The following is a 22779-nucleotide window of genomic DNA, read 5'->3' as shown; positions in this document are numbered from 1 at the left end:
GAGGTGCGCTCCTTGAGTCAATGCTCCCTCGTGCGTAAGGACCGCCATGATTTCTTCCCTGACGCTTTCCTCCCACTCCGCGGCGCCGTCGTCGCGCTGGATGCTCCTGACGATCGGTGCCGTCCTCATCGCGGCCACCTACCTCTACCTGGTTCTGGTCCAGCCCGCTGAAGTTGTCGGGGGAGCGGGCTCGCCTGCCGGGCTGATCACTCTCCTCGGCTTCCTTGGCGGCGGTGCGCTGCTGGTGGCCGGGATCCTGCCCGGGTTGAGCACGCAGGCCGTTGTGCTGATGCCGCTCGGAATCGCCCTCAATATCTCGTTCGGGCAGCTCGCAGGCAGTCTCGGACTACCGATCTACCTCGACGCCCTCGGCACTGTTCTGGTCGCGGTACTCGCCGGCCCCGCTGCGGGCGCGGCAACAGGTGTCCTGAGCAACGCGATCTGGGGTCTGTTCAATCCCTTCGCACTGCCGTTCGCCGCGGGTTCCGCCGCAATCGGCGTGCTGGCAGGCCTGGCCGCCCGCTGGGGCATGTTTCGCCGCATCTACCTGGTGCCGGTCGCAGGGTTGCTGACCGGCGTCGTCGGCGGATTGCTTGCTGCTCCTGTTGCCGCGTTCATGTTCGGTGCAGCCGGGACCATGGGTACCAACGCCATTGTGGCGGCGTTCCGCGCGATGGGGGACACGCTGCTGGTCGCGGCGACCAAACAGGGGTTGACCTCCGACACGATCGACAAACTCATCATCTTCTCGGTGGTGGCGCTGATTGTGTACGCGTTGCCCCGCCGGACCCGGGATGCTTTCGGCTTTGTGCGCCGCCACCGGGTGCTGCTCGGCCGGCCTACGCCCATCGCCTCACCCGACCTGGCCGGCGTTCCGAACGAGAGCCCTGCTGGAAGGAATTAGCAGGTGCGGTGTCGCCGCCGAATCTGGAACCCCCTCACCGAACTGACCATCGCGGGACTGCTGGTTGTTCTGGTTCTGGTGGTCGATGACTGGCGTTTTTCACTCGCAGTGCTTCTCCTGGTGGTTGTGCCCGTTGCGGCGACGTCCGGGCGGGCAGGGCGGATCATCGTCGCGTTCGGAGTGGTGGTGGGGCCGATGCTGCTCTTTCTTTTGCTCCTCCACGGGCTTGTGTATCCCGAGGGGGAGACAGCGCTGCTGTCTCTTGGCCCTGCTGAGGTCACCATGGAGGGTCTGCAGTACGCCCTGTCGATGGGTCTTCGTGTGGCCGCCTTCGCTGGGCTGCTCCTCACGGCAGCGTTATCGCTGGATGTCTCCGAGTTGCTGAGCACCCTGACCCATCGCGGGTGGAACCGGAAGCTCGTGTTCGTGCTCGGCGCCGCCCTCGGACTTGCTCCGCTGGTGTCGGAGCGCGCATCCCACATCACCAGGGCTCAACAAGCGCGCGGGCTTGTGGTAACGCGCAACCCGGTTTCCAAGTTTCAGGCCCTGGTGATGGTGGGGCGGCCGCTCATTGCCGGACTGTTGATGGATGCCGCCGACCGGTCGCGCGCCCTGGAAGCGCGCGGCTTCGCTGGGACCGGGCGACGCACCAGTTACCGCGCGGATACCGACACTGCCGCCCAACGCACCGTGCGCTGGGTGCTGCTGGCCGCCGTCGTCATCTTCACCCTGTGGTGGTACGTGGGGAGGCCTGCGTGATTTCCGTTGAGGTGCGCACTTTCACGTACGACGACGGCGCTGGGCTCGCTGACATTTCTCTCACCCTTGCAGCGGGGGAGAGGGTGCTGGTTGTGGGTGCGTCCGGTTCCGGGAAGAGCACGCTCGCGCGGCTGGTCGCGGGGCAGTTCGATGCCGGCCAGGGGCAACGCTTCGTCGGCTCCCTGACGCTGGCCGGGGAACGTTTGGTGTTTGAGGGTTCGGACGCGGACCCCCGGGTAGATCCTGCGGCGTGGGCTTCCCACGTCGGGTTCGTGGGGCAGCGGGCACACGCCCAGCTGTCCATGGTCTGCTCGACGGTGGCCGAGGAAATTGCCTTCGGGCTTGCAAACCGGGGTGTGCCGGCGGAGCAGATGCACCTGCTCGTGGCCTTGACGGCGGAGCGCCTCGGATTGACGGGCCTGCTCGATCGGGATCCACGGCGGCTGTCGGGAGGCGAGCTGCAGCGGGTGTGTATTGCGGCCGCCGTCGTAGGCGAACCGGGGCTTCTGGTGCTTGACGAGCCGTTCAAGGGGCTCGACGCAGCTGGCCGGCAGAGCCTTGAGCGGTTGCTGGAGGAGTTGACGCAGAGCGGAACAACCGTCCTGCAGTTCGAGCCGACGTGCCCGCGTGAGATAGCTTCCGGGGTCCGGGTCATGGTGCTGGCGGGCGGGACTGTCCTGGCTGAAGGTTCTGACACTGAGGGGGAGCACGCGAATAACGTCGAAGCCTTGGCGTCACGTCTGAAGCCCGTGGGCGAGCTTTCCGGAATCGGCGGGACGCCGGCCGTCCAGCTCCGCGACCTCTCTTTCAGCTATGGCGGGGAAACGGTTCTCTCGAGAGAGAACCTCGCGGTTCGCCGTGGCGAGGCGGTAGCAGTGCTTGGCCCCAACGGATCGGGGAAGTCCACGCTGCTCCAGCACCTGAATGGGTTATTGAGGCCCTCCGCCGGCACAGTCCGCGTGCAGGGAGAAGACATACGCGGTCGGACAACCGGAGCCCTCGCCGCCAGCGTCGGTTACCTTTTCCAGGACACCGACCAACAGCTGTTCGAGCGCACGGTGCTGCGGGAGGTGTCCTACGGTGCGCGTGCAGCCGGCAAGCCAGCGAAGGAGTGCAGACAGGCCGCGATGAAAGCACTCGACGACGTCGGACTAGGGAACCAATCGGACGCGCATCCGCACGATCTGTGTTTCCGGGACCGGCGGCTTCTTGCGTTGGCGTCGCTGATCGTTGCGGCACCGGACATCTGGGTGCTCGATGAACCGACGGTGGGGTTGGACATGCGCGGGCTCGAGGTCCTGGCCCGGCTCATTCGACGTCACACCGGCAACGGAGGCACCCTCCTGATGGCAACCCATGACGAGGCCTTCGCTCGCGCAGTCTGTCATCGCATGATCACGCGTGGTTCAGGTTCGGATTACACAAGGAGCCAATTCACTGCACGTTCGAGAAGTTGCCGGCGTTCGGGCGACTTGTAAGATGCGGCGTCGTGACCGAGGGCGTCATAGAAACTCCTTGCCGTGCCCGAATCCACCTTCCGTTCCAGAGACCACATCAGCGGATGGAGGTGGCTTTCGTGTTTGTGGCGGGCATGAACCACGACGTCCGGTGAGGTTCGCAGCCAGGAGTAACGTTCGTCGTCGACGGTGAAATTGGGGACACCCACGGGGAAGGACCCCTCGAGGAGAATGTGTGCCGATCCGTACGCCGGATGCATGGAAACGCCCCGAACCCACCGGCCTCCAAGGGCCTGTTCCCAGGAATCGCAGTCCACGAAGCTGGTCGAGCTGGAATGCAGAGCGAGCAACGGCCGTCCGCCGGAAACCCATGCCTCCAGGCCCGCCTGTGCCGCGTCGGTTCCAGGCGATGCAGCACCGTCCCGGGGGAGGCCCACATTGACCACCAGCAGGTCAGGCCAGGCTGCCTCGTCCTGAAGCGACTCGAGCGCTGCGTCCACATCTGCCGCCAGTTCAACGGAGATCTCTAAAGAACGCAGAAAATCGGCGACTGCGTCGGAGGTCTCGGTGAACGGGTGCCAGGGGTCGGAATACCGGCCGGTGCCGCTGAGTAACAATGCGGTTGTCATGGGATCGCTTCCGTCGAGAGCAGGTGTGTGCGTCGGGAAATGACAAACAGCCTATCGGGAAGCGGCGAGGGGTGTGGCCAGTCTCACGTCAGGATCGGGATGCTCTGCCAAGTACTTGTAGTTGCAACTGAAGAAGCACACAGCACTCCCGGCAGAACGGGAATGAAGCGAGAGGTACGCCGATATGACCATTGCATACGAAGAAGCAGTTATCGATCCGGCCGCGGTCGACGCCATTTTCACCAAGGCCCGCACGGCCAACTCTTTCACGGGAGAAGTAACCGAGGAGCAGGCCCAGGCCATCTACGAGCTCACCAAATTCGGTCCTACCGCCTTCAACTCACAGCCGTTACGCGTAACCTATGTTCGCTCGGCTGATGCTCGAGCCAAGCTCGTCGACGCGCTGATGCCGGGCAACCGTGCCAAGACTGCCGGTGCACCCCTGGTGGCTATCCTCAGTTATGACACGGATTGGGCCGGGCACTGGGACAGCTTCCTCCCCGGCTACAACGCTCCGAAGGCCATGTACGATGCCAATCCCGAATTGGCAGCCGCCACCGGCAATAACAATGCGCACCTTCAGGCCGGTTACTTCATCCTCGCCGTTCGTTCACTTGGATTTGCTGCCGGACCCATGACCGGCGCAGACTTTGGCGCAATCGACGAGGCCTTCTTCCCGGCCGGAGACCAGAAGAGCTTCCTTGTGGTGAATATCGGTCAGCCGGGGGACGAAGCATGGGGTGACGCGAAGCCGAAGTTCTCCTATGACGAGGTCGTTCGTACAGTCTGATTCAGGCGATTACTGGTCAGGGGATCGAGCTCGCGGGGTTCCGTGCACGCTATCCCGCGAGCAACTCCTTGATGTCATCCGCGGTGAGTGCTGAGCTGAAGACGGCGTCGTCGTCCATCACTGAGCTGAACAGCTTGGCCTTCTGCTCCTTCAGCTTCATCACCTTCTCCTCTATTGTGTCGGTGGAGACCATCCGGTAGACCATCACGTTCTTCGTCTGGCCGATGCGGTGCGTCCGGTCAACCGCCTGCGATTCGCTGGCCGGATTCCACCACGGATCAAGCAGGAAGCAGTAGTCAGCCTCGGTCAGGTTGAGTCCGAATCCACCGGCCTTGAGGCTGATCAGGAACACAGGCGCAGAACCGTTCTTGAAGGAATCAATGACCTCGCCCCGCTTCCGGGTGGAACCGTCGAGGTATGCGAACTCGACGCCCTGCTGCTCCAGCCGTGCGGCCGCGAGCTTGAGGTAGGACGTGAACTGGCTGAACACCAGGGCGCGGTGGCCCTCTGCGAGAACGTCCTCCAACTGCTCGAACAGGACGTCCAGCTTCGCCGACGGAACGCCCTCATACTCGGGCTCAACCAGTGACGCATCGAGGCTGAGCATCCTCAACAGCGTGAGCGAGCGGAACACGATCATCCGGTTCCGGTCGAGGTCCTCGATCAGGCCGAGCAGCTTCTGACGCTCCCGCTGCAGATGTGTCTGGTAAATCTTTCGGTGCCGTGGATGCAGTTCCACCGCCAGGACCTGCTCCTGCTTGGCCGGGAGGTCCGACGCCACGGCTTCCTTGGTCCGCCGCATCATCAGGGGACGAATGCGGCGTCGCAGCCGCTGCAGGCGTTCGGTGCTGCCCTGTTTCTCGATGGGCGTCCGGTACTCCTCAGTGAACGCACGAGACGACGGGAACAACCCCGGAGCGGTGATATTGAACATCGCCCACAGCTCCATCAGGTTGTTCTCCATTGGAGTGCCAGTGATTGCGAGCTTGAACGGTGCATCCAGGTCTTTGGCACATCGATGGACCTTCGCCGTGTGATTCTTCACGAACTGCGCCTCATCCAGGATGAGACCTGCCCATTCCTCCTTGCCGTAGGCATCATTGTCCAGTCGAAACAGTGCGTAGGAGGTAATGACGACGTCGGCGCCCTCCACCTGCTCGGCGATCGGCGTGCCGCTCTTTGCCTGCGTGTCCGCGATACCGCGGACGGCGAGGCCGGGGGCGAAGCGCTGCGCCTCCGCGATCCAGTTGGGCACGACGGAAGTCGGTGCAACCACCAGGAAGGGGCGCTGCTCGCCGTGCTCCTTGGCGTGGGTCAGTAAGGCCAGAGTCTGCAGGGTCTTGCCGAGACCCATGTCATCGGCAAGTACACCGCCGAGGCCATGGTTCCAGAGGAAAGCCAACCAGTTGAAGCCGTCCACCTGGTACGGCCGCAGGGTTGCGTGGAGCCCGTCGGGAAGCGGGGTCTGCTGCACCTCAGTCAGTTCCAGCAGGCCGTTAACAGCCGCGCGCCATGCCTGTGCCTGCTCGGTCTCCTCCGCGAGATCCTCGAACTCAGCCCACAACCCGGCCTGGTAGCGGCTGATCCGCAGGCCCGTTTCCCACTCGTTGAGCATCCGCGCTTCGTCGATGAGCTCCCGGAGCTGATCGAAGATGGGCTGGTTCAGGGAAAGGTAGCTGTTGTCCACCAGCTTGATCCGGTTGGAACCCTTGGCTAGTGCTGTGAAGATGTGATCGAACGGGATTTTCCGGCCCTGCACGGTGACCAGTACGCCGAGATCGAACCAGTCCCGGTCTTCGGTATCCACGGTGGTGATAAGGAGCTGCGGCGTTTCGGTCAGTTCCTCGAACGTCGGCTTGTTCCCTACAACGTCCACGCGGACGGCATCAAGGCGCTCGAGGCGAGGAAGGACAGTTTCCGTGAAATCCACCATCTCCATGCCGGTGTAGACGCGGTCCTTCACCATGCGCCCACCAAGGGCTTCCCGTGCCGCCTGCAGTGCGGTGGTTTCTGCACCGGCATCGCGGTAGCCGTCGTCCTCTTTTCCGGCTTTCAGCGGCTTACGGGTCTCTGTGCTACCCGTCTGGTACGCCCAGTCCCAGCGGAGATCGAGCTCATCCTCGCCGAAGGTGGCGGTGAGCACGAGCACCGGCGGGATGATCTCCGGGAAGGTGACCGAGCCATCGCTGCTCACTACGTCGATCGACTGGATGAGCCGCGGATAGAAGCCGGCGAGAAACTCCTGCTTCTCTGCCTCCGGAATGCGGACGGGTCGGGTGCGTTCGAGGAGCTCCCGGTTATGGTCGGTGAGTTTCCGCGTGGTCGGCGCCAAGGTGATGACGCCGTCCTCGGACGCGGTGTAGACGCCGTGGTTGGCGATGACGTGCGCCGAATCCGGCGGGTGATTCTCACCGTCGATGTTGATGGCAGGGCACAACTGGATGGCGTTGTCGACGGTGGTGGCGTCCAGCAGCAGCACCGCCTGGGAGGCAAGCTGCACAGTGACGCTCTTCTTCGTCCCAACGAAGGCGATGCCCAACCGCTGTGCTTCCTGCAGCAGCTGCCACAACAGCGGGTTGCTGAAATCATCAAGGTAGAGCCACGAGTCGTTGTTGCCGAAGTACGTGACTCCGGTACCACGATGCAGCGCCGGGAACTGGGCGAACCAGCGGTGCTGATCAGGATCGAGTTTCAGCCCGTACGTCTGGTAGCTGATGTTGCCCCACGCCAGATTGTTCTTGACCCAGTTCCCCTTCGCATTCTGAATCACGGGACGCACGCCTAGCTTGTAACCGCGGTAGCCACGCCGGTGGTTCCCGGTGGGGCCGGTGGTGGGGCGGAGTTCGAACTGCAGACCCATGGCGGCGGGCGGGACCGCGGCCAACGCGACGTCGTCGTCTTCGCGGGCGGAGAGCAGGCCCGAGAGGGACTCCTGCCAGCCTGCGGGACGGGATGACGACGGCGGTGCCGTCAGCTCTTGATTGGCGCGCAGATTTTCCATGTTGGATCGAAGCGCGACGGCTGCAACATGTTTGCAGTCCAGTCCCACCGGGCAGGAGCACACACTGTCGCGCAGGTGGTACCGGCCGTCGCCCTTCAGCGCCAGATACAGCTGCGTGCGATAAGGCGCGGGAGAACCTCCCATCACCCGAGCCTGAAGGATTTTGGAATCGGGTTCGAAAGTCAGCCCCTGAACGAGCGAGTCCTTGGCATACCCTTGGCCGCGCTGGAATGCGGCTCCTCCCACCATGCGAATGATGTCGGTGACATCGATCATGGGGAAAGGGGTTGCGGGCATGAATTCATGCTCTCACGCGCTACTGACAGACTGGATTCATGCGACTGATGACCGTCGGACATGGGACAGCGAACCGGGACGAATTCAGCGCGTTACTCAAGGGCGCAGGGGTGAAGACACTGGCGGATGTCCGACGTTTCCCCGGTAGCCGCCGGAACCTCGATACGAGCAAGGAAGCGTTGGAGGCGTGGTTGCCGTCAGGCGGGATCGACTACAGGTGGTTCGAGGACCTGGGCGGACGGCGTCGCCAGGCTGCGGGCGAACCGGAGACGGATTCATGGTGGCGCGTAGCGCAGTTTCGCGCCTACGCTGCCTACACCCGCACGTCTGAGTTCGAGGCAGCGCTGACGGAGTTGCGGGCGGTTGCAGCTGAGAATCCCACTGCGATGATGTGCAGCGAAAGCGTGTGGTGGCGCTGTCACCGGCGTATCGTCGCGGATGTACTGGTCCTGTTGCATGGATTCGAGGTCCACCATCTGATGCACGACGGCCGCTTGACACGGCACGAACCGTCCGATGGCGCCCGAATCCTCGGCTCCCGCGTGTTCTGGGATGTGCAGAACTAGGCGCCGACCCCTGTTCCGAGCTTTTTGAGCAGCGTCGCCAGCGTGTGGAGCTCGTTCGCGGTGAGACCGGCAAGCAGTTCGTGCTCGGTTGCCAGATGTGCGGGGAGGGTGGCGTCGACCGTCTCCCGACCCTTGGCGGTCAGTGTCACTTCCGTTCCGCGTCCGTCCACGCTGCTTTTTGCACGGCTGATCAGCCCTCGTTCCTCCAACCGGTTCAGGCGCTGCGCGACGGCGCTCGAGGTGATCATTGCGCTTGCCGCGAGCTCTTTCGGGCTCAGCCTGAAAGGGGCACCGTTCCGCCGGAGCGTGGCAAGGACGTCGAAGGACCCCGCATCGAGCCCGTGTCTCGCGAAGTTCTCCTCAAGCCGGCGGTCCACCTGCTGGGTGACCCGCGATAGCCGCCCCACGACGTGCATGGGCGATACGTCGAGATCCGGCCTTTCGGTCCGCCACTGTTGCACGATCTCATCGACGTGGTCATTCATGTGACCACTCTAGACAGATCACTAAGCACTTAGCTATATTAGCTAAGTGCTTAGCAAAATGAGCTGGACCCTTCTGATCACCGCAATGGCGCCCGCAGTGTGGGGGAGCACCTATCTGGTCACGGTTGCTCTCCTTCCCTCCGGCCTGCCCCTGACCGCAGCAGTCCTGAGGGCAGTGCCCGCTGGGCTCCTGCTCCTGCTCGTGGTGCGGCGCCTGCCGCGCGGATCCTGGTGGTGGAAATCGCTGGTACTCGGAGGGCTCAATATCGGGGTGTTTTTCGCCCTGCTCTTCGTCGCTGCCTACCGGTTGCCCGGCGGCGTGGCCGCCACGGTGGGGGCGGTGCAGCCGCTCATCGTGGCAGGTCTTGCAACGTGGATTCTCAGAGACCGGTTGTCGCTGGCCGTTATCCTCTCCGGCATTGCAGGCGCAGCCGGTGTCGCCCTCCTGGTACTCCAATCACAGGCACGGCTCGACCCCGTCGGCGTGCTCGCAGCACTCGGTGGCGCAGTGTCCATGGCTGCAGGGGTTGTGCTCGCCAAGAAATGGGGACAGGCGGAGAGACCGCTCACCATGACGGCATGGCAGCTGCTCGGGGGCGGTATCGTCCTGATTCCGGTGATGCTGGCGGTGGAAGGTCCACCGCCGGTGCTGTCCGCCGCGAACCTCATTGGCTACGCCTATCTCGCGGTTATGGGTACGGCCGTTGCCTACGCCCTGTGGTTCCGCGGCATCCAGCGACTGCCCGTTACGGCGCCGTCCTTTCTGGGGCTGCTGAGCCCAGTGGTTGCCACGCTTTTGGGTGGATTGGTAATGGGGGAGCGGCTTTCACCATTGCAGGGCCTGGGCGGGCTGCTGGTCATCGGATCAATCCTGGTGGTCGCGGTGGGCTCGCGACGCCCAAGCAGTGCCCGGGATGCCTCGGCGGCCGGCGTCGATCAATCGGCAGGGGCCCGGGTGTTGCCGGCACTGCGATAGATTTGAAGGACCGCCCCCGATTGACCAGGAGATACCCATGAGCCCTCGTTCCCTCTTCCGCAGTGTTGCTGTCGCGGAGGCGATCACCTGGGCCCTTCTCCTCGCAGGCATGTTCCTGAAGTACGTGTCAGAGACAACCGATGTGTTGGTTTCCATCGGCGGAGCGCTGCACGGTTTCGTCTTCCTGGCGTACCTGGTGAGCACCGCGTTCGTGTGGGTCAACCAGCGGTGGAGCGCAGGCACGGGAATCCTGGGGCTGGTTGCCGGCGTGGTCCCGTTCGCGACAGTGCTTTTTGACTGGCAGCTGGAACGCCGCGGAAAGCTCGACGGCGGTTGGCGCCTTGCGGCCGGAAAGGAGCAGCCGACCGGCCCCGTGGAGAACGTACAGGCGTGGGTGCTGCGGAATCCGCTGGCTGCGGTTCTGGTTGCCGTTGTTGGCGTCAGTGTGGTCTTCACGGCGCTGCTCATCGTTGGCCCGCCCGTGCAGGTTGGCTGACGGGATCGAAGTCAACGGAATGGCGGTTTGCCCGCAGATAGCAAGCGTGCTTACCATTCTTGTGTGCTTCAATCTTCAATCACTCCCCACCCTGCAGTCCGGTACGACGGTTCATTCGGCATCGCCGACGAGCTGAGGGAATCGTCCCGCCGGATCCGCGAGCTTGAGCGGGTTCGTGTTGAGCTGGCTCGTACCCTGCTTGACGTACAGCAGGCCTGCGAGACGATCAGGGATCCAAACCACGCGCAGCGTCTTATCTCTGCTGCTGTCCGGGACCTGGAGGAGCTGGACGCGAGGTTGTTTGAGGCTCGCACCTTCGACGCCACCGCGGGTGGCCGCCAGGGCCTGCTCGCGGGCTGACTACGACTGGTCGCTTGAGATCATTCGCAGGTTCGGACGCTCCTCGGAGGAGTGCGGAAATCCGCCCAGTTCCCTGATGTGCGCGATGAGTTCCTCACGGAGAATGGAGTCCGATCGTCCCGTCGCCTGTGCCTGTTCCTCCTCCATGTCCTCAGCCCGCTGCAGTATGGCCTCGCCTTCAGCGGTGAGGTTTACGTAGAAGACCCGGCGGTCGTCGTCGCTTCTGGTCCGGAGGATCAGTCCTCGGTTTTCCAGCCGCTCAAGGAGCTTGCCGATGGTCTGCGCCTGTACTCGGAGTTCACGCGCCAGCTCCACCTGGGTGATGGATCTGGTTCTGCCGAGCACGCGAAGTGTCAGTAGCCCAGCGTGCGTTGTCCCGAGTCTGCGCAACTGTTCATTTTCGCGATTGGCGCTGAGTCGGGCGGCCGTGTTGAGGAGCCGGTTCGTAGGCCACTGCGCGATATCCATGGTGTTTGTCTCTTTCGGTTGCTGAGCAACGAATCCTTGTGTGAGCGGGTAAAACGGAAAACCGGGCTTCCACACTCGGTGTGAGTTGGTCTGGAGTGGCGGCGGGACCTAATGATGCGGGCTGTCGTCTTGTTCGACAGCCCATGTCATGCGCTGGAGGAACCGCGTGACATGCAATGCCTCCTCGGGGTTGAGTGATTCGGCGACTTCAAGCATCCGCTTGTGCATGTCTCCCAGGGTTTGACGAACCTCGCTGTCCGCACTGTCGGTCGGCACAATTTCGACGGACCGGCGGTCTGTGGGGTGCGGCCGACGGAGGAGATGCCCGCTCGCAACGAGGCGGTCAATCAAGCCGGTGGTGGACGCCGTCGAAATGTTGAGCATGCGTGACAGATCCTTCGGGCTGATGCAGTGCCCGGCTTTATGTGCCCGCATTGCGTACCGGATGGCCAGAAGATCGGTCTCGTTCATTTTCATGGAGTCACGTGTCCGACGGCGCATCTCGGCTTCCGCAGCCCGGTATACGCGCAGTGCGTTCAGCACGTCCACGCTTCCGGGTTTTTCCTGATCGACGTACCAATAGCCTGCGCCGTCCGGACTTGTTGCGGTTTCCATAGTCTCTTAGTTTATCGCTCGCCTACATGCTAGGCCACCTAGACAAACTCAAGGCCGTCTGAGCTTTTCGGCAGCATCTCAAGATGAGGCGAATATTTCCGGTTTCTCATCGTGGACAGCTCAAGCTAAGGTCATATATAACTAGTTGAACTAGCTACTATCTTGCCTACCGATATGGAGCAGCCGATGTCTACAGTCGCCCGCAAATCGCCCGTGACCCTATCCTCGGTTCCGCCGGCCGCGCCGTCGGCGCTGGTCGATGACCTGTGGAGTATCGGAGGAATGAATGGTCCGCTGCTCGACGACGGAGCGACCGATACAGAGCGACTGGTAGCTGCTGCCGGAGCCGTTGAAAGCCTCGAGTGGGAGTTGGATCGCGCCCGGTCCGTGCTCGCGGATGCTGTCGAACGTGCGGCGTCGGACGGTTGCTCCGTCGAGGTGATCGCTGAGTCGGCAGGGATGACAAAAGAAGACGTCGCCACGCTGCTATGGGCGGCTAGATCTGAGCGCAGCTGGAAGTGAGCACGCTCAAGAGCTCTTCTCCCTTCGATAAACAAGTACTGGCCGGACGCTGGCAACTCAGGCAGCGGATCGGTTCGGGCGCAACCGGCACGTTGTGGTCGGCAACTGATCTCGAGACCTTCTCCAACGTAGCAGTCAAACTTGCGCGGAATCCCGGGCACTCCTTCACCTCAGAAGCCGACTTCCAGGGATCCGTGGATTCCCCGTATATCGCGCGGGTGCTGGATTCCGGAGTGGCACACCAGGGAAAGCCCGACCAGGTTGCCTACCTTGTGCAGGAGCTGATTCCCGGGCTGAACCTCCGTGACATTCTCAGCCGCACAACCCCCCACAACGTCGACGTGACCGCCTGGGCGTACGGAATGTTTCGTGCGCTGCAAACGCTGCATTCCGCCGGAATCGTGCACCGGGACATCAAGCCGTCAAACATCATGATTGCGCTCACCGCCGGCGGATCGCCGTCTCCTCAGCCGAAGCTTGTGGACTTCGGGACAGCGGCGCGCGGCAGACAGTGCGACGACGATGCTTCCTCGCAGGGCACCGTCCTCTACATGAGCCCGGAGCAGGCGCGCGGCAGCGGTGTCGGCAGTGCGAGCGATATGTATTCCCTCGGCCTAGTCCTGCTCGAATGCCTTAGTGGCTCGCGGGCATTCAGCCTCCCGACAATCGAGTCCCTGGTGGCCAGGACCCTACGCAATCCCGTCATTCCCGATCACGTTCCGGCTTCCTGGAAGGACCTGATCAGGGCCCTGACGGCGATGGACCCTGCGCTCCGTCCCACACCGGCTGAAGCACTGGAGATGTTGACCGCTCCCGGTCAGTATGTACCCGTAAGGCGCAACGGAAACGCGCTGGCCCTGGCGGTCTAACCTTCGGTTCGCCGCCCGCCGGTCAGAACGCGTAGCGGATGCGGCAGTACGGCGTGATCCGCTCGATCAGCGCGGTCAGCTCCCGTACATAACGGCCTTTCGTGCCGGAACGGTACCGGACGTTGGTGAAACCGTTTGACGACACCTTCGCTTCCTGGAGATCCGGCCGCCACAGCACTTTCTCAGCCTGCGGGTGCCAACCCAGGTTGACCTCGTGCAGCCGTTCGTTGTGGGTCAGGAAGATGACCTCGGCGGCGAGCTGGGCTTTCGCCGCCGGGGTCAGCGTTGCGTCGAGCTGGTGCAGCAGTTGCTCCCAGTCTTCGAGCCAGGTGTCAGTGACGATGACGGGGGAGAAGTTCACGTGCACCTCGTACCCGGCAGCGACAAAATCGTTGATCGCTGCCATACGCTCGGCCACCGGAGACGTACGGACGTCGATCGACTTCGCAAGGTCCGCAGGCATGAGGGAGAACCGCACCCGGGTGTGCCCGCCGTGATCCCACCCAAGCATTGCGGGATTCACGTACTTGGTCGCAAAGGACAGCTTGGCCGTGGGGAGGTCCCGGAAGAGCGTCACCAGGTCCTCGACGTTGTCGCTGATCAAGGCGTCGACGGAGCAGTCGCTGTTCTCGCCGATGTCGTACACCCAGAGCTCCGGGTCACACTGGTTCGGTTCCAGCTTCATTCCCTGCCGGGTGGCGTGCCGCTCGAGCGTCCCGGCGATCTGATCGATGTTGGCGAACACCGTCACAGGATTGCTGTATCCCTTGTGCCTGGGCACATAACAGTAGGCGCACGCCATGGCGCAACCGTTGGCGGTTGAGGGTGCGATGAAGTCGGCGGACCTGCCGTTCGGCTTGACGGTCAGGGCCTTCTTCACCCCGAGAACCAGTGCCTCGGTCTTGATCCGCGACCAGCGGGGTACGTTGGTTTCGTCGCCGTGGACTTCCGGGATGTTCCAGTGGTTATCAACCAGCACGACGTCGGCGTCCGGCCACCGCTCCACGATCTGCTTGCCGCGGGGCAGCTCCAGGGCTGCAGGCTGGGCATAGATGCGGTTGATCTGCAGCAGCCGGTTGAATTCCATGTACCAATTCTTCCAAAACGCGGAAGATGCCGTGGGCAGTTATGCCCACGGCATCTTCGCTTGAGGCGCAACCGGTTCTACAGGATGGGCCGGCCGCCGGTGACGGCAATTCGCGCGCCTGACATGTAGCTGCCGTCGTCGGACGCCAGCAGGACGTAGGCGGGGGCTAGCTCCGCCGGCTGGCCGGCGCGGCCCAGGGGAGTGTCGTCGCCGAATTGCTCCACTTTCTCCGGCGGCATGGTCGCTGGGATGAGCGGAGTCCAGATGGGTCCGGGCGCCACACTGTTGACACGGATTCCCTTGTCGCCGAGCATCTGGGCAAGACTCGCGGAGAAGTTCGCGATTGCTGCCTTCGTTGCGGCATAGGGGGCCAGCTGCGGGCTCGGCATGTCCGAGTTGACCGACGAGCTGCCGATGATTGAGGACCCCGGCGCCATGTGCGGCAGTGCTGCTTTGACCAGGTGGAACATGGCTGACACGTTCACCTTGAAGGTGTACTCCCACTCTTCGTCGCTGATCTCATCGAGGCTCTCATGGCTCATCTGGTATGCGGCATTGCTGACGAGAACGTCTACCTTGCCGAACTCCTGGACAGCCAGAGCGATGATGTCCCGGCAATGCTGCGGATCTGACAGGTCTCCGCGAACAGTGACGGCCCTGCGGCCTGCGTCTTCGATGTATCGGGCGGTTTCTTCGGCGTCGTCGTCTTCGCTGAGGTAGGAAATAAGGACGTCGGCGCCCTCCCGTGCGAAGGCGATGGCGACGGCGCGGCCAATGCCGCTGTCACCGCCAGTGATGACTGCTGCCCTGCCCGTCAGTTTGCCGCTGCCCTTGTAGCTTTCCTCACCGCAGTCGGGCGTCGGGTCCATCTCCGACTGAACACCGGGTACGTCTTGCTGCTGTGCTGGCTGGCCCATGATTTCCTCTACTCCTACCGTTGCTTTTCCTGTCCTGTGTTAACCGAAGAGGCCCGTCGTTCTGGGGGAAACGACGGGCCCAACTCCTGGATGCTTAGCGGTTGAAGAGTCCGCTGAGCACGTTCTTGGGACGCTGCTGCTCGCCCTGCTGAGCGCCAAGCACAATCACTGCGCCGCTGAGGGCCGGCAGAATCCACTGGAGGGTCTTCAGCTGCTTCTGCGCCTTCGCCAGTTCCTCCGGTGCACCCGGCTTGGGCTCAGTTGCGCCAACGGCACCGTGCTGGCTCAACTCGCCGACCTTCTTGCCGAGCATGCCGGAGTACAGGGAAGCGGTCATGCCGATAACCGTGATGGCAGACTTGATCACGGTGTTCGCTACTGCACCGGGCTGCCCGGCCAGGCGGCCCTTGTTTGCAGCGATGAGTCCAATGCCGCCGACCGCGTGGGCGCCGAACGCTGCGATCTGCACCGGAGTCCAGCGTGCCCAGCCAACGGTGGAAAGCCGAGTGCGTTCCGTGGGGTCCTTCGCTTCGGCTGCTGCCCCGTTCAGGCCGACGGCGCCCATGAGCGACCCGCCGAACCAAGCCGCAGCACTGAGATCGTGAAGGGATCGTACAAGCGTGTTTCCTGCCATGATGCTCTCCTTAGACTTGGGTGTTGCCGTGATCATCGAAAAAAGCAATTCTGTAACGGCTCCTCTTAATTTCTATCAGCATGCTTAGCATTTTGCGAGTGGTCGGTGGAAAAATCTGCTGGGCAGTACGATCGGTGGGTGCTACCGTTCCTGCTTTTGGGCACCCGCGCCGAGGACGAGGCGGCTGAGGGCGAATACCGCAGCTTCCTCCGTTTCACCGGCCTGGCGCCGTCGGACCTCTATCGGCTCAGGGTGGAACAGGAGCCGTTGCCCGAGCTGCGGCTGGAGGACTACTCCGGGATTCTCGTGGGCGGAAGCCCGTTCAACTCCTCCGACCCGGAGGACACGAAGTCGCCCGTCCAACATCGCGTTGAGAGGGAGCTCCGTGAGCTGCTCGACCGCGTGGTTGACGCGGATTTCCCCTTCTTCGGTGCCTGTTACGGCGTCGGGACCCTTGGCCGCCATCAGGGCGCGGTGATCGACCGCACCTTCGCAGAACCCATTGGGCCGGTGGAGATCACAGTCACTGACGACGGCGCAGCGGACCCGTTGCTGGCCGGCCTCCCGCCGCGCTTCGATGCGTTCGTTGGACACAAGGAGGCGTGTACGACGCTCCCTGGGCATGCGGTCCTGCTGGCGTCGTCGGCGTCGTGCCCCGTGCAGATGTTCCGGGTTAGGCAGAATCTGTACGCCACGCAGTTTCACCCCGAACTGGACGTGGAAGGCCTCGTGCAGCGTATCCGCATCTACCGCCATGCCGGGTATTTCCCGCCGGATCAGGCCGACACCGTTATCGTACGTGCGAGGTCGTCGCAGGTGAGTTTGCCGCCGCTGATCCTCAACAATTTCGTCCGGCGTTACGCCCGCCACTAACCCTTTGAGTCGGCAGGTGTCGCTTTCACTCGGAGTTCACCCGGCGTTGACCGGACGGTTTCCAGCGCCATGAAGCATCGGGTGGGGGATTTACTCACTCATCCGAAAGGGACCTGAACCTTATGGCTTCTCGCCTGACCAGAACCATCGCCACCGCAGTTGCGGGACTGGCGCTCGTCACCGCACCCACCGCCGTCGCGCACGCTGTGCCCGCCCAGCAGGACAGCGACGCTCCGATCCTCATCGGGCACCGCGGAGCCGCCGGCACGGCGCCTGAGAACACCGTCGCGGCGTTCAAGGACGGGCGTGCGTCCGGTGCCGACTTCTTCGAAATTGACGTGCAGCTCAGCGCCGACGGCGTTCCGTTCCTCTTCCACGACAACACCCCTGCGCGCACCACGAACGTCGAAGAGGTGTTCCCCGGCCGTGAGAACGACCCGATCACCTCGTTCACATGGGCTGAACTGCAGCAGCTCGACGCCGGCTCCTACTTCGGTGAGAAGTATGTGGGGGAGCGCATCCCTCACCTGGATGCGGCGGCTGAGGTGGCGACCGTGAAGACCGGCGTCTATATCGAGATCAAGTCACCGGTGAACTCGCCCGGCATCGAACAGGTCGTTGCCGATGAGCTCCGCACCGATCGGAAGTGGGCCCAGCTGGTCGCGGCGGACAAGATCCAGGTCATCGGATTCGACGAGGCATCCAACCGGCGCTTCGCGGAGATTGCTCCGGAGATCGAGCTGCAGCAGCTCACCAGCGTGGTGCCTGCCCGGTCGGTTGTGGAGTCCTGGGCAACCTTCGCGGACTCGGTTGGCACCAACTATCGGACGCTGACGGAGCAGAATGTCGCGGACGTGAAGGGCGCCGGCCTGATCCTCGGCGTGTACACGGTGAACTCGCCGGAGGCTGTGCAGTACTCACTGGACCTGGGCGTGGACGCCGTCACCACCGACTTTCCTATCCAGAACGAACGCTTCCTCAAGGGACAGGCGGTCTTCCCGGGAGCAGGCGTCGAGATTGCCGATTCCATCAACAACCCCGCCGGAGACGACGTCCAGCCCGAGAACGGCGAGTACGTGTTGCTGCGCAATACCTCAACGGCAAGCGTCGACGTGAGCGGCGCCATCATCCGGGATGCGGCGAACAACATCCTCTCCGTCGGCGACGGCTACGTACTGGCACCGGGTGCCGAGCTTCGTGTCTACACGGGGCCGGGTACCAACTCGCCCGAGGCCTACTACAACGGGGGTACCGCTTCGGTCCTGAACAACGGCGGAGACTCGGTTGCCCTCTGGATCGGCCCGCGCCTGCAGGACGTTCTCGCGAACTAACGCGTTCTTCTACTGGCGCCCGCCTATCGGAATAGTTCGCGCACAGCGCCTGGTCCCCGGGACTCCCGGAGATCAGGCGCTGTGTGCTTCCTCAATGAGTGAGCAGGGCTGTCCTGCGGAAGAGCCTCCTGAGATGGTTGCACCATGATCAACCGACCTCGAACCATCATCTTCGACGTGAACGAGACCTTATCCGACCTGAGCTTGCTCGCTGACGCGTTCGAGGCAGAAGGATTACCGGCGCTGAGTGCGCGCGTCTGGTTCGGCGGAATACTGCGTGACGGTTTCGCCCTTACCGTCACAGGTGAAAATCCCGGTTTCGCTGACCTCGCCAAGGACAGCCTTCAACGTATGTGTGGCGATGCACTGGGCGCCGGGGACCACACTGCCGCAGTGGAAAACATCATGGGCGCGCTCACGTCGCTGTCCGTTCACGACGACGTCGTCCCCGGCGTAGAAGCCCTCGCAGAGCTTGCCGAGTTGGTCACCCTGAGCAATGGTGCGAGGTCGGTGGCGGATCGGCTTTTTCAGCAAGCTGGAATTCGCGGTCACTTCGCCCGCCTTCTGACCGTCGCGGATGCCGCCCGGTGGAAGCCGGCACTCGAGGCTTACGAGTATGCAGCTGCTGAACTCGGCCGGCAGCCGCAGGAGTTGCTGTTGGTGGCGGTACATCCTTGGGACATTCACGGCGCACATCGTGCTGGGTTGCGGACGGCGTGGATCAATCGGTCCGGTGCTGACTACCCTGGGTACTTCGACAAACCCGATATCGAGGCGAGGACTCTTGCCGAGCTCGCGAAGCGGCTGAGCGAGATGTAGGTGCGTCCGGGCGGACCCGGATTGTCGCCGAATGAATAGCATGGTTCAGGAACCCTCGAACGAAAGGCACCCGCATGATTTTCATCGTCGTCAAATTCAACGTGAAGCCTGACTGGAGCGACCGTTGGATAGACCTCACGCGCGAGTTCACCGAGGCCACCCGCGCGGAGCCGGGCAACCTCTGGTTCGACTGGTCACGCAGCGTCGACAACCCGAACGAGTTTGTTCTGGTGGAGGCGTTCGAGGATGACGCCGCCGGTGACCACGTGAACAGTGAACACTTCAAGCAGGCAATACAGGACATGCCGCAAGCTCTCGTTGAAACTCCGCAGATCATCAGCGAGAAGATTTCAGCCAATGGCTGGAACCGCATGGGAGAGATGACCGTCGACTGATCCCTCGCCCGCGGAGCAATGCCGGTAGGGTCGAACCAGTGCAGCACCATCTCGACCAAGGAGCCTCATGGCGCAGAGCAAGCACGACACGCAGGGAGAGCCAGCTTCGCATCACGCGGTGCTCATCATCGGGGGCGGAAACGCGGGCATTTCCCTTGCGGCGCGGCTGAAGCGCTACAAGGTCAAGGGGATCGCCGTCGTCGACCCTACCGAACAGCACCAGTACCAGCCCTTTTTTTCCCATATCGCAGGGGGCACGGGGAAGGCGGAGCTGGCTGTCCGCTCGCAGGAGTCCGTGATGCCGAAGGGAATTACCTGGCACCGTGATGCTGCGACGTCCATCGACCCCGCGGGGAAGACGGTCGTCCTCGCTTCCGGGCGTACTCTCACCTACGAACACCTCGTGGTCTGCCCTGGTATTCAGAAGAACTGGGACGGGATCCCGGGGCTGCAGGCAGCCTACGATTCGCCCTACGGTGCGACCAACTACAGCCTCGATCTCGCTGTGAAGGCCTGGCGGCTGCTGAGCGGGATGCGCTCCGGCACAGCTGTCTTCACCATGCCGGACGGTCCCGTCACCTGCGGCGGTGCCGCGCAGAAACCGATGTACCTGGCGTGCGACTACTGGCGCTCGCAGGGCGTTCTCGACAACATCCGCGTCATCCTCGCCGTTCCCACAAAGACCGTATACGGCGTCGAGGTGGTCGATGAGGAACTGAACCGCAAGATCGCCGAATATGGCATCGAACTGCGCTGCACAACCGAACTCGTCTCGGTGGACGCAGAGAACCGTGTTGCCACACTCCGTGACACGGCCGGAGGCTCGGAGGAGCAGATTGAGTACGACATTCTGCATGCCTGCCCGCCGCAGTCCGCTCCGGACTGGATTCGCTCCACCGGTCTGGCCGACGACGACGGTTTTGTCGCCGTCGACAAGAAGACCCTCCGACATATAACCCGCCCGGAGGTGTGGTCGCTCGGTGACGCCGCCGGGACGCCGAACTCGAAGTCGGGCGCGGCGCTGCGCCAGCAGACCAAGGTCCTGGCGAAGAACCTGAAATCTGTGCTCAAGGGCAGCGAGCCAAACCAGAAGTACAACGGTTACGGCGCCTGTCCTTTCACCGTCACCCGCTCTACAGTGGTGCTTGCCGAATTCGATGACACCCTGGCGCCCAAGCCATCTGTTCCCGGCTGGAAAGGCCTCGCCAAAGAGAAGCGCCTGACCTGGCTCGTGGAACGGTACGGGTTCATGCGGCTGTACTGGTACGCCATTTTGAAGGGCCGCGCGTAGGATATCCAGCGCAACCAGCTGCATAACCCTGGCTCCACCACCGCACTCAGGAGAGGACCCGCATGTCTCACCAGATCACCGTCACCCGCACCTTCGCTGCACCGAGGGAACGCGTCTTCGCGGCGTGGACCGACCCCGCAGACTTTGCTGTCTGGTTCGGCAGCTCGCAGGTGAATGTGCCGCTCGACTCCCTGGTGCTCGACGTCCGGCCCGGCGGCAGCTGGCGTGCAGTGATGGAGCTTCCCGACGGCAACACAATCAACTGGGAAGGCGAGTACACCGAGGTGACTCCGCCCGAGCGGCTCGCCCTGACCATGACGGACCGGCCCGGTACCGACCCCGGAGCTCCGGTCCATGTCACCTTCGCCGATGTGGACGGCCGAACCCAGATGACGCTCGTGCAGGAAGCCCCCGAGTTCTCCGAGGAACAGCGCGAGCAGACGGCAGCGGGCTACCAGGCATTCTTCGACGACCTGGAAGCGCTCGTCGTCTCCTGACGGAAGCTCCTCAGCTGCGGCGGCGGCCCCGGTAGATGGCATCAGCCACGGCAAGTGTTGCGCCATCGGGACCGCTGGTTTCCCGCGGGCGTGACTCGATCACCGCGTGCTCCCAACCCTCGCCGAGCATGTCCGCGATGTCCTTCCCTGTGAAGTAAAGATCGGGGAGGTTCGGACGGGCTGCCTCGCTCTGCATGTCCGACGGGTCATGCCCCACAATCAGCAGGGTGCCTCCGGGTGCGACGGCTTCTGCCAGGTTCCGGAACAGCGGCTCGCGCTGCATTGTCGGCAGGTGCATGTATTGGGCGGTGACCAGGCCGAACGCCTGTGCCGGCGGTTGCCACTGCGTGAAGTCGTGGTGTTCCCAGCGGACCGGCCGGGTGCCGGGTTTGCGCTGCTGCTGCTGCTCGTGCTCCGCAGCGCGGGCCAGCGCAACGGTGGAGATGTCGACGCCGGTCACGTCCCAACCGCGTTCGGCAAGCCATAGCGCGTCCGCACCCTCCCCGCAGCCGACGTCGAGCGCGGTACCGGGAGTCAGGCCCCCGGTCTCCGCCACGAGCTGGGGATTGGGCCGACCGCTCCAGATGCGGGTCTTCTCGCCGTACCTGGCGTTCCAGAACGCTTCGTCGAACGCGCGTGGTTCGTGCTCGTGGTGATGGTGGTGTGCATGCATCAGGAAACCTCCGCTCCTATCCTGCTCTCTCCGCGGGCGGGCATGGAAGAGAGAGAATCGGGAGAGGGCCGGTCCGATGAAGCACGATAGTCAGCGAGGTCCTGCTGCAGTTCCTCGGCCATGAGGTGATTGTTGATGGCAACCGCACTCATCGATCCCGAAGCAGCGGCCGGCAAGACCTGCAGCATCAGGTTTGCCACATTCCCCGCTGCCCACACACCGTCGACCTCGGTGGCACCCATCTCGTCCACGGCGAGGTGTTCGCCGACGCCCATGGGGTGCTGAACCGGGGTCAGCCCGAGGCTGGAGAAGATGCCGGTGTTGGCCACGAACCGCGGCCCGACGGCAAGAGCCTCTAAAGACACCACGTGCCCGTCGGCGAGTTTGACGCCGCTCAGCCGCCCGCCGTCGTTCTCGTTCAGGACGCGCGCTACTGCACCGTCCACCACCGTCACGCCGCGGGCAGCCAACTGCTCCCACTCTTCCTCGGTGGGCTCTACGGTGTCATTGAGGAAGAGGGTGATGTTGCTGCTCCACTGGCGGAACAGCAAGGCCTGGTGGCCCGACATGGGGCTGGTGCCGAGAATACCGATGTGTTGGTCGCGGACCTCCCAGCCGTGGCAGAAGGGGCAATGCAGCACTTCCTGACCCCATCGTTCCCGGAGTCCGGGAATCTCCGGCAGCACGTCGGTCAACCCGGTGGTCAGGAGAAGCCTGCGCGAAAGCAGCACTGTACCGTCATCCAGGGTGGTGCGGAATCGGTGCAAGGCATCGCCGGTGGGAACGACGTCGACAGCCGTTCCGGGGACGATGATGCCGCCGTAGCTCTCCACATCGGCCCGGCCGGCCGCCACGAGATCGAGTGGATTCATGCCTTCCCGCGTGAGGAAACCGTGTACGCCTGCGGCGGGGGAGTTGCGTGGCTGGCCTGCGTCGACGATTGCGACGCTGCGGCGTGTGCGCCCCAGCATGAGCGCAGCGCTGAGGCCTGCTGCTCCGCCGCCGATGACGACGACGTCAAATGAGTTCAGTTCAGATGTCATGTCTTCAGTCTGGAACCGTTCGCAA

Annotated in this window: 26 protein-coding genes; 16 read left to right on the top strand and 10 right to left on the bottom strand. The window is 63.3% G+C overall.

The window, feature by feature from the left end; translation table 11 throughout:
* The first annotated feature begins 46 nt into the window (after positions 1-46).
* The 3 genes from AC5RU3_RS13790 to AC5RU3_RS13780 are packed head-to-tail and all read left to right on the top strand — an operon-like array spanning position 47 to position 3141.
* Positions 47-904 (top strand): ECF transporter S component, encoded by an 858-nt coding sequence (locus AC5RU3_RS13790; RefSeq protein ID WP_493965922.1) that lies wholly within the window; start codon positions 47-49, stop codon positions 902-904.
* A gap of 3 nt (positions 905-907) precedes the next feature.
* Positions 908-1663 (top strand): energy-coupling factor transporter transmembrane component T, encoded by a 756-nt coding sequence (locus AC5RU3_RS13785; RefSeq protein WP_493965921.1) that lies wholly within the window; start codon positions 908-910, stop codon positions 1661-1663.
* Entirely contained in the window at positions 1660-3141 is a 1482-nt protein-coding gene (locus AC5RU3_RS13780; protein ID WP_493965920.1) for an ABC transporter ATP-binding protein, read from the top strand. The genes AC5RU3_RS13785 and AC5RU3_RS13780 overlap by 4 nt, the downstream gene beginning before the upstream one ends.
* On the opposite strand, the gene AC5RU3_RS13775 is transcribed toward AC5RU3_RS13780, so the two are convergent.
* Positions 3081-3749, bottom strand: coding sequence for a ThuA domain-containing protein (locus tag AC5RU3_RS13775; RefSeq protein WP_493965919.1), 669 nt, complete (start codon positions 3747-3749; stop codon positions 3081-3083). The genes AC5RU3_RS13780 and AC5RU3_RS13775 overlap by 61 nt on opposite strands.
* A 184-nt stretch (positions 3750-3933) precedes the next feature.
* On the opposite strand from AC5RU3_RS13775, the gene AC5RU3_RS13770 reads away from it, so the two are divergent.
* On the top strand, positions 3934-4539 hold the full coding sequence (locus AC5RU3_RS13770; protein ID WP_309072227.1) for a malonic semialdehyde reductase: 606 nt from the start codon (positions 3934-3936) through the stop codon (positions 4537-4539).
* Positions 4540-4588: 49 nt separating this feature from the next.
* On the opposite strand, the gene AC5RU3_RS13765 is transcribed toward AC5RU3_RS13770, so the two are convergent.
* Positions 4589-7837, bottom strand: a complete 3249-nt coding sequence (locus AC5RU3_RS13765) for a DEAD/DEAH box helicase (RefSeq protein ID WP_493965918.1) — start codon at positions 7835-7837, stop codon at positions 4589-4591.
* Between the two features lie 38 nt (positions 7838-7875).
* Between AC5RU3_RS13765 and AC5RU3_RS13760 the strand changes: the two genes are divergently transcribed.
* A complete protein-coding gene (locus AC5RU3_RS13760; RefSeq protein WP_309072225.1) occupies positions 7876-8403 on the top strand; it encodes a DUF488 domain-containing protein in 528 nt (175 codons plus the stop codon).
* Here the strand turns inward: AC5RU3_RS13760 and AC5RU3_RS13755 are convergent.
* Complete coding sequence (locus AC5RU3_RS13755; RefSeq protein WP_309072224.1) at positions 8400-8888, bottom strand: MarR family winged helix-turn-helix transcriptional regulator; 489 nt, start codon at positions 8886-8888, stop codon at positions 8400-8402. The two genes, AC5RU3_RS13760 and AC5RU3_RS13755, sit on opposite strands and share 4 nt — an antisense overlap.
* Before the next feature lie 46 nt (positions 8889-8934).
* On the opposite strand from AC5RU3_RS13755, the gene AC5RU3_RS13750 reads away from it, so the two are divergent.
* The 3 genes from AC5RU3_RS13750 (at position 8935) to AC5RU3_RS13740 (ending at position 10720) form a co-directional block, all read left to right on the top strand.
* Entirely contained in the window at positions 8935-9864 is a 930-nt protein-coding gene (locus AC5RU3_RS13750) for an EamA family transporter (protein ID WP_493965917.1), read from the top strand.
* Between the two features lie 37 nt (positions 9865-9901).
* The gene (locus tag AC5RU3_RS13745) at positions 9902-10360 is read left to right on the top strand and encodes a DUF3817 domain-containing protein (protein WP_309072222.1); all 459 of its coding nucleotides are present in this window, start codon (positions 9902-9904) and stop codon (positions 10358-10360) included.
* A 63-nt stretch (positions 10361-10423) separates the two neighbouring features.
* The gene (locus tag AC5RU3_RS13740; protein ID WP_309072221.1) at positions 10424-10720 is read left to right on the top strand and encodes a hypothetical protein; all 297 of its coding nucleotides are present in this window, start codon (positions 10424-10426) and stop codon (positions 10718-10720) included.
* Here AC5RU3_RS13740 and AC5RU3_RS13735 read toward each other — a convergent pair whose 3' ends face one another.
* Both AC5RU3_RS13735 and AC5RU3_RS13730 read right to left on the bottom strand, forming a co-directional pair.
* On the bottom strand, positions 10721-11188 hold the full coding sequence (locus AC5RU3_RS13735; protein ID WP_309072220.1) for a MarR family winged helix-turn-helix transcriptional regulator: 468 nt from the start codon (positions 11186-11188) through the stop codon (positions 10721-10723).
* A gap of 108 nt (positions 11189-11296) precedes the next feature.
* Positions 11297-11803: a MarR family winged helix-turn-helix transcriptional regulator gene (locus tag AC5RU3_RS13730; RefSeq protein WP_309072219.1), complete on the bottom strand. Its 507-nt coding sequence runs from the start codon at positions 11801-11803 to the stop codon at positions 11297-11299.
* 186 nt (positions 11804-11989) lie between these two features.
* Between AC5RU3_RS13730 and AC5RU3_RS13725 the strand changes: the two genes are divergently transcribed.
* Positions 11990-12325 (top strand): hypothetical protein, encoded by a 336-nt coding sequence (locus tag AC5RU3_RS13725; protein ID WP_309072218.1) that lies wholly within the window; start codon positions 11990-11992, stop codon positions 12323-12325.
* Complete coding sequence (locus AC5RU3_RS13720) at positions 12322-13194, top strand: serine/threonine-protein kinase (protein WP_493965916.1); 873 nt, start codon at positions 12322-12324, stop codon at positions 13192-13194. The genes AC5RU3_RS13725 and AC5RU3_RS13720 overlap by 4 nt, the downstream gene beginning before the upstream one ends.
* A 22-nt stretch (positions 13195-13216) precedes the next feature.
* Here AC5RU3_RS13720 and AC5RU3_RS13715 read toward each other — a convergent pair whose 3' ends face one another.
* The 3 genes from AC5RU3_RS13715 to AC5RU3_RS13705 all read right to left on the bottom strand — a co-directional run bounded on the left by AC5RU3_RS13715 (position 13217) and on the right by AC5RU3_RS13705 (position 15832).
* Complete coding sequence (locus AC5RU3_RS13715) at positions 13217-14281, bottom strand: spore photoproduct lyase family protein (protein WP_458116501.1); 1065 nt, start codon at positions 14279-14281, stop codon at positions 13217-13219.
* A 77-nt stretch (positions 14282-14358) separates the two neighbouring features.
* The gene (locus AC5RU3_RS13710) at positions 14359-15198 is read right to left on the bottom strand and encodes an SDR family oxidoreductase (RefSeq protein ID WP_493965915.1); all 840 of its coding nucleotides are present in this window, start codon (positions 15196-15198) and stop codon (positions 14359-14361) included.
* Positions 15199-15292: 94 nt separating this feature from the next.
* Complete coding sequence (locus AC5RU3_RS13705) at positions 15293-15832, bottom strand: hypothetical protein (RefSeq protein WP_309072493.1); 540 nt, start codon at positions 15830-15832, stop codon at positions 15293-15295.
* 138 nt (positions 15833-15970) lie between these two features.
* On the opposite strand from AC5RU3_RS13705, the gene AC5RU3_RS13700 reads away from it, so the two are divergent.
* From AC5RU3_RS13700 to AC5RU3_RS13675, 6 genes are all read left to right on the top strand, one after another.
* Complete coding sequence (locus AC5RU3_RS13700) at positions 15971-16705, top strand: glutamine amidotransferase (protein ID WP_493965914.1); 735 nt, start codon at positions 15971-15973, stop codon at positions 16703-16705.
* A 122-nt stretch (positions 16706-16827) separates the two neighbouring features.
* Positions 16828-18036: a glycerophosphodiester phosphodiesterase family protein gene (locus tag AC5RU3_RS13695; protein ID WP_493965913.1), complete on the top strand. Its 1209-nt coding sequence runs from the start codon at positions 16828-16830 to the stop codon at positions 18034-18036.
* A 144-nt stretch (positions 18037-18180) separates the two neighbouring features.
* On the top strand, positions 18181-18855 hold the full coding sequence (locus tag AC5RU3_RS13690; RefSeq protein ID WP_493965912.1) for a haloacid dehalogenase type II: 675 nt from the start codon (positions 18181-18183) through the stop codon (positions 18853-18855).
* Between the two features lie 74 nt (positions 18856-18929).
* Entirely contained in the window at positions 18930-19250 is a 321-nt protein-coding gene (locus tag AC5RU3_RS13685) for a putative quinol monooxygenase (protein WP_309072490.1), read from the top strand.
* A gap of 67 nt (positions 19251-19317) precedes the next feature.
* A complete protein-coding gene (locus tag AC5RU3_RS13680) occupies positions 19318-20541 on the top strand; it encodes an NAD(P)/FAD-dependent oxidoreductase (protein ID WP_493965911.1) in 1224 nt (407 codons plus the stop codon).
* Positions 20542-20603: 62 nt separating this feature from the next.
* A complete protein-coding gene (locus tag AC5RU3_RS13675) occupies positions 20604-21038 on the top strand; it encodes an SRPBCC family protein (protein ID WP_493965910.1) in 435 nt (144 codons plus the stop codon).
* Between the two features lie 10 nt (positions 21039-21048).
* Here AC5RU3_RS13675 and AC5RU3_RS13670 read toward each other — a convergent pair whose 3' ends face one another.
* A complete protein-coding gene (locus AC5RU3_RS13670) occupies positions 21049-21711 on the bottom strand; it encodes a class I SAM-dependent methyltransferase (RefSeq protein ID WP_493965909.1) in 663 nt (220 codons plus the stop codon).
* Positions 21711-22754 carry an NAD(P)/FAD-dependent oxidoreductase gene (locus AC5RU3_RS13665; protein WP_493965908.1) on the bottom strand — a complete coding sequence of 348 codons (1044 nt, stop codon included), beginning with the start codon at positions 22752-22754 and terminating at the stop codon, positions 21711-21713. Before AC5RU3_RS13665 ends, AC5RU3_RS13670 begins: the two co-directional genes overlap by 1 nt.
* Between the last annotated feature and the right edge of the window lie 25 nt (positions 22755-22779).

It is taken from the genome of Arthrobacter sp. MDB1-55, from assembly GCF_059092925.1.
The sequence above is the reverse complement of the archived record's forward strand: the minus strand, read 5'-3'. Positions and strand labels throughout refer to the sequence as shown.

Bases quoted from the DNA above. Each gene is read 5' to 3' on its own strand.
- AC5RU3_RS13790 (WP_493965922.1), top strand. From the start codon at position 47: ATGATTTCTTCCCTGACGCTTTCCTCCCACTCCGCGGCGCCGTCGTCG.
- AC5RU3_RS13775 (WP_493965919.1), bottom strand. From the start codon at position 3,749: ATGACAACCGCATTGTTACTCAGCGGCACCGGCCGGTATTCCGACCCC.
- AC5RU3_RS13770 (WP_309072227.1), top strand. From the start codon at position 3,934: ATGACCATTGCATACGAAGAAGCAGTTATCGATCCGGCCGCGGTCGAC.
- AC5RU3_RS13765 (WP_493965918.1), bottom strand. From the start codon at position 7,837: ATGCCCGCAACCCCTTTCCCCATGATCGATGTCACCGACATCATTCGC.
- AC5RU3_RS13760 (WP_309072225.1), top strand. From the start codon at position 7,876: ATGCGACTGATGACCGTCGGACATGGGACAGCGAACCGGGACGAATTC.
- AC5RU3_RS13755 (WP_309072224.1), bottom strand. From the start codon at position 8,888: ATGAATGACCACGTCGATGAGATCGTGCAACAGTGGCGGACCGAAAGG.
- AC5RU3_RS13745 (WP_309072222.1), top strand. From the start codon at position 9,902: ATGAGCCCTCGTTCCCTCTTCCGCAGTGTTGCTGTCGCGGAGGCGATC.
- AC5RU3_RS13735 (WP_309072220.1), bottom strand. From the start codon at position 11,188: ATGGATATCGCGCAGTGGCCTACGAACCGGCTCCTCAACACGGCCGCC.
- AC5RU3_RS13730 (WP_309072219.1), bottom strand. From the start codon at position 11,803: ATGGAAACCGCAACAAGTCCGGACGGCGCAGGCTATTGGTACGTCGAT.
- AC5RU3_RS13725 (WP_309072218.1), top strand. From the start codon at position 11,990: ATGTCTACAGTCGCCCGCAAATCGCCCGTGACCCTATCCTCGGTTCCG.
- AC5RU3_RS13715 (WP_458116501.1), bottom strand. From the start codon at position 14,281: ATGGAATTCAACCGGCTGCTGCAGATCAACCGCATCTATGCCCAGCCT.
- AC5RU3_RS13710 (WP_493965915.1), bottom strand. From the start codon at position 15,198: ATGGGCCAGCCAGCACAGCAGCAAGACGTACCCGGTGTTCAGTCGGAG.
- AC5RU3_RS13705 (WP_309072493.1), bottom strand. From the start codon at position 15,832: ATGGCAGGAAACACGCTTGTACGATCCCTTCACGATCTCAGTGCTGCG.
- AC5RU3_RS13695 (WP_493965913.1), top strand. From the start codon at position 16,828: ATGGCTTCTCGCCTGACCAGAACCATCGCCACCGCAGTTGCGGGACTG.
- AC5RU3_RS13690 (WP_493965912.1), top strand. From the start codon at position 18,181: ATGATCAACCGACCTCGAACCATCATCTTCGACGTGAACGAGACCTTA.
- AC5RU3_RS13685 (WP_309072490.1), top strand. From the start codon at position 18,930: ATGATTTTCATCGTCGTCAAATTCAACGTGAAGCCTGACTGGAGCGAC.
- AC5RU3_RS13680 (WP_493965911.1), top strand. From the start codon at position 19,318: ATGGCGCAGAGCAAGCACGACACGCAGGGAGAGCCAGCTTCGCATCAC.
- AC5RU3_RS13675 (WP_493965910.1), top strand. From the start codon at position 20,604: ATGTCTCACCAGATCACCGTCACCCGCACCTTCGCTGCACCGAGGGAA.
- AC5RU3_RS13670 (WP_493965909.1), bottom strand. From the start codon at position 21,711: ATGCATGCACACCACCATCACCACGAGCACGAACCACGCGCGTTCGAC.
- AC5RU3_RS13665 (WP_493965908.1), bottom strand. From the start codon at position 22,754: ATGACATCTGAACTGAACTCATTTGACGTCGTCGTCATCGGCGGCGGA.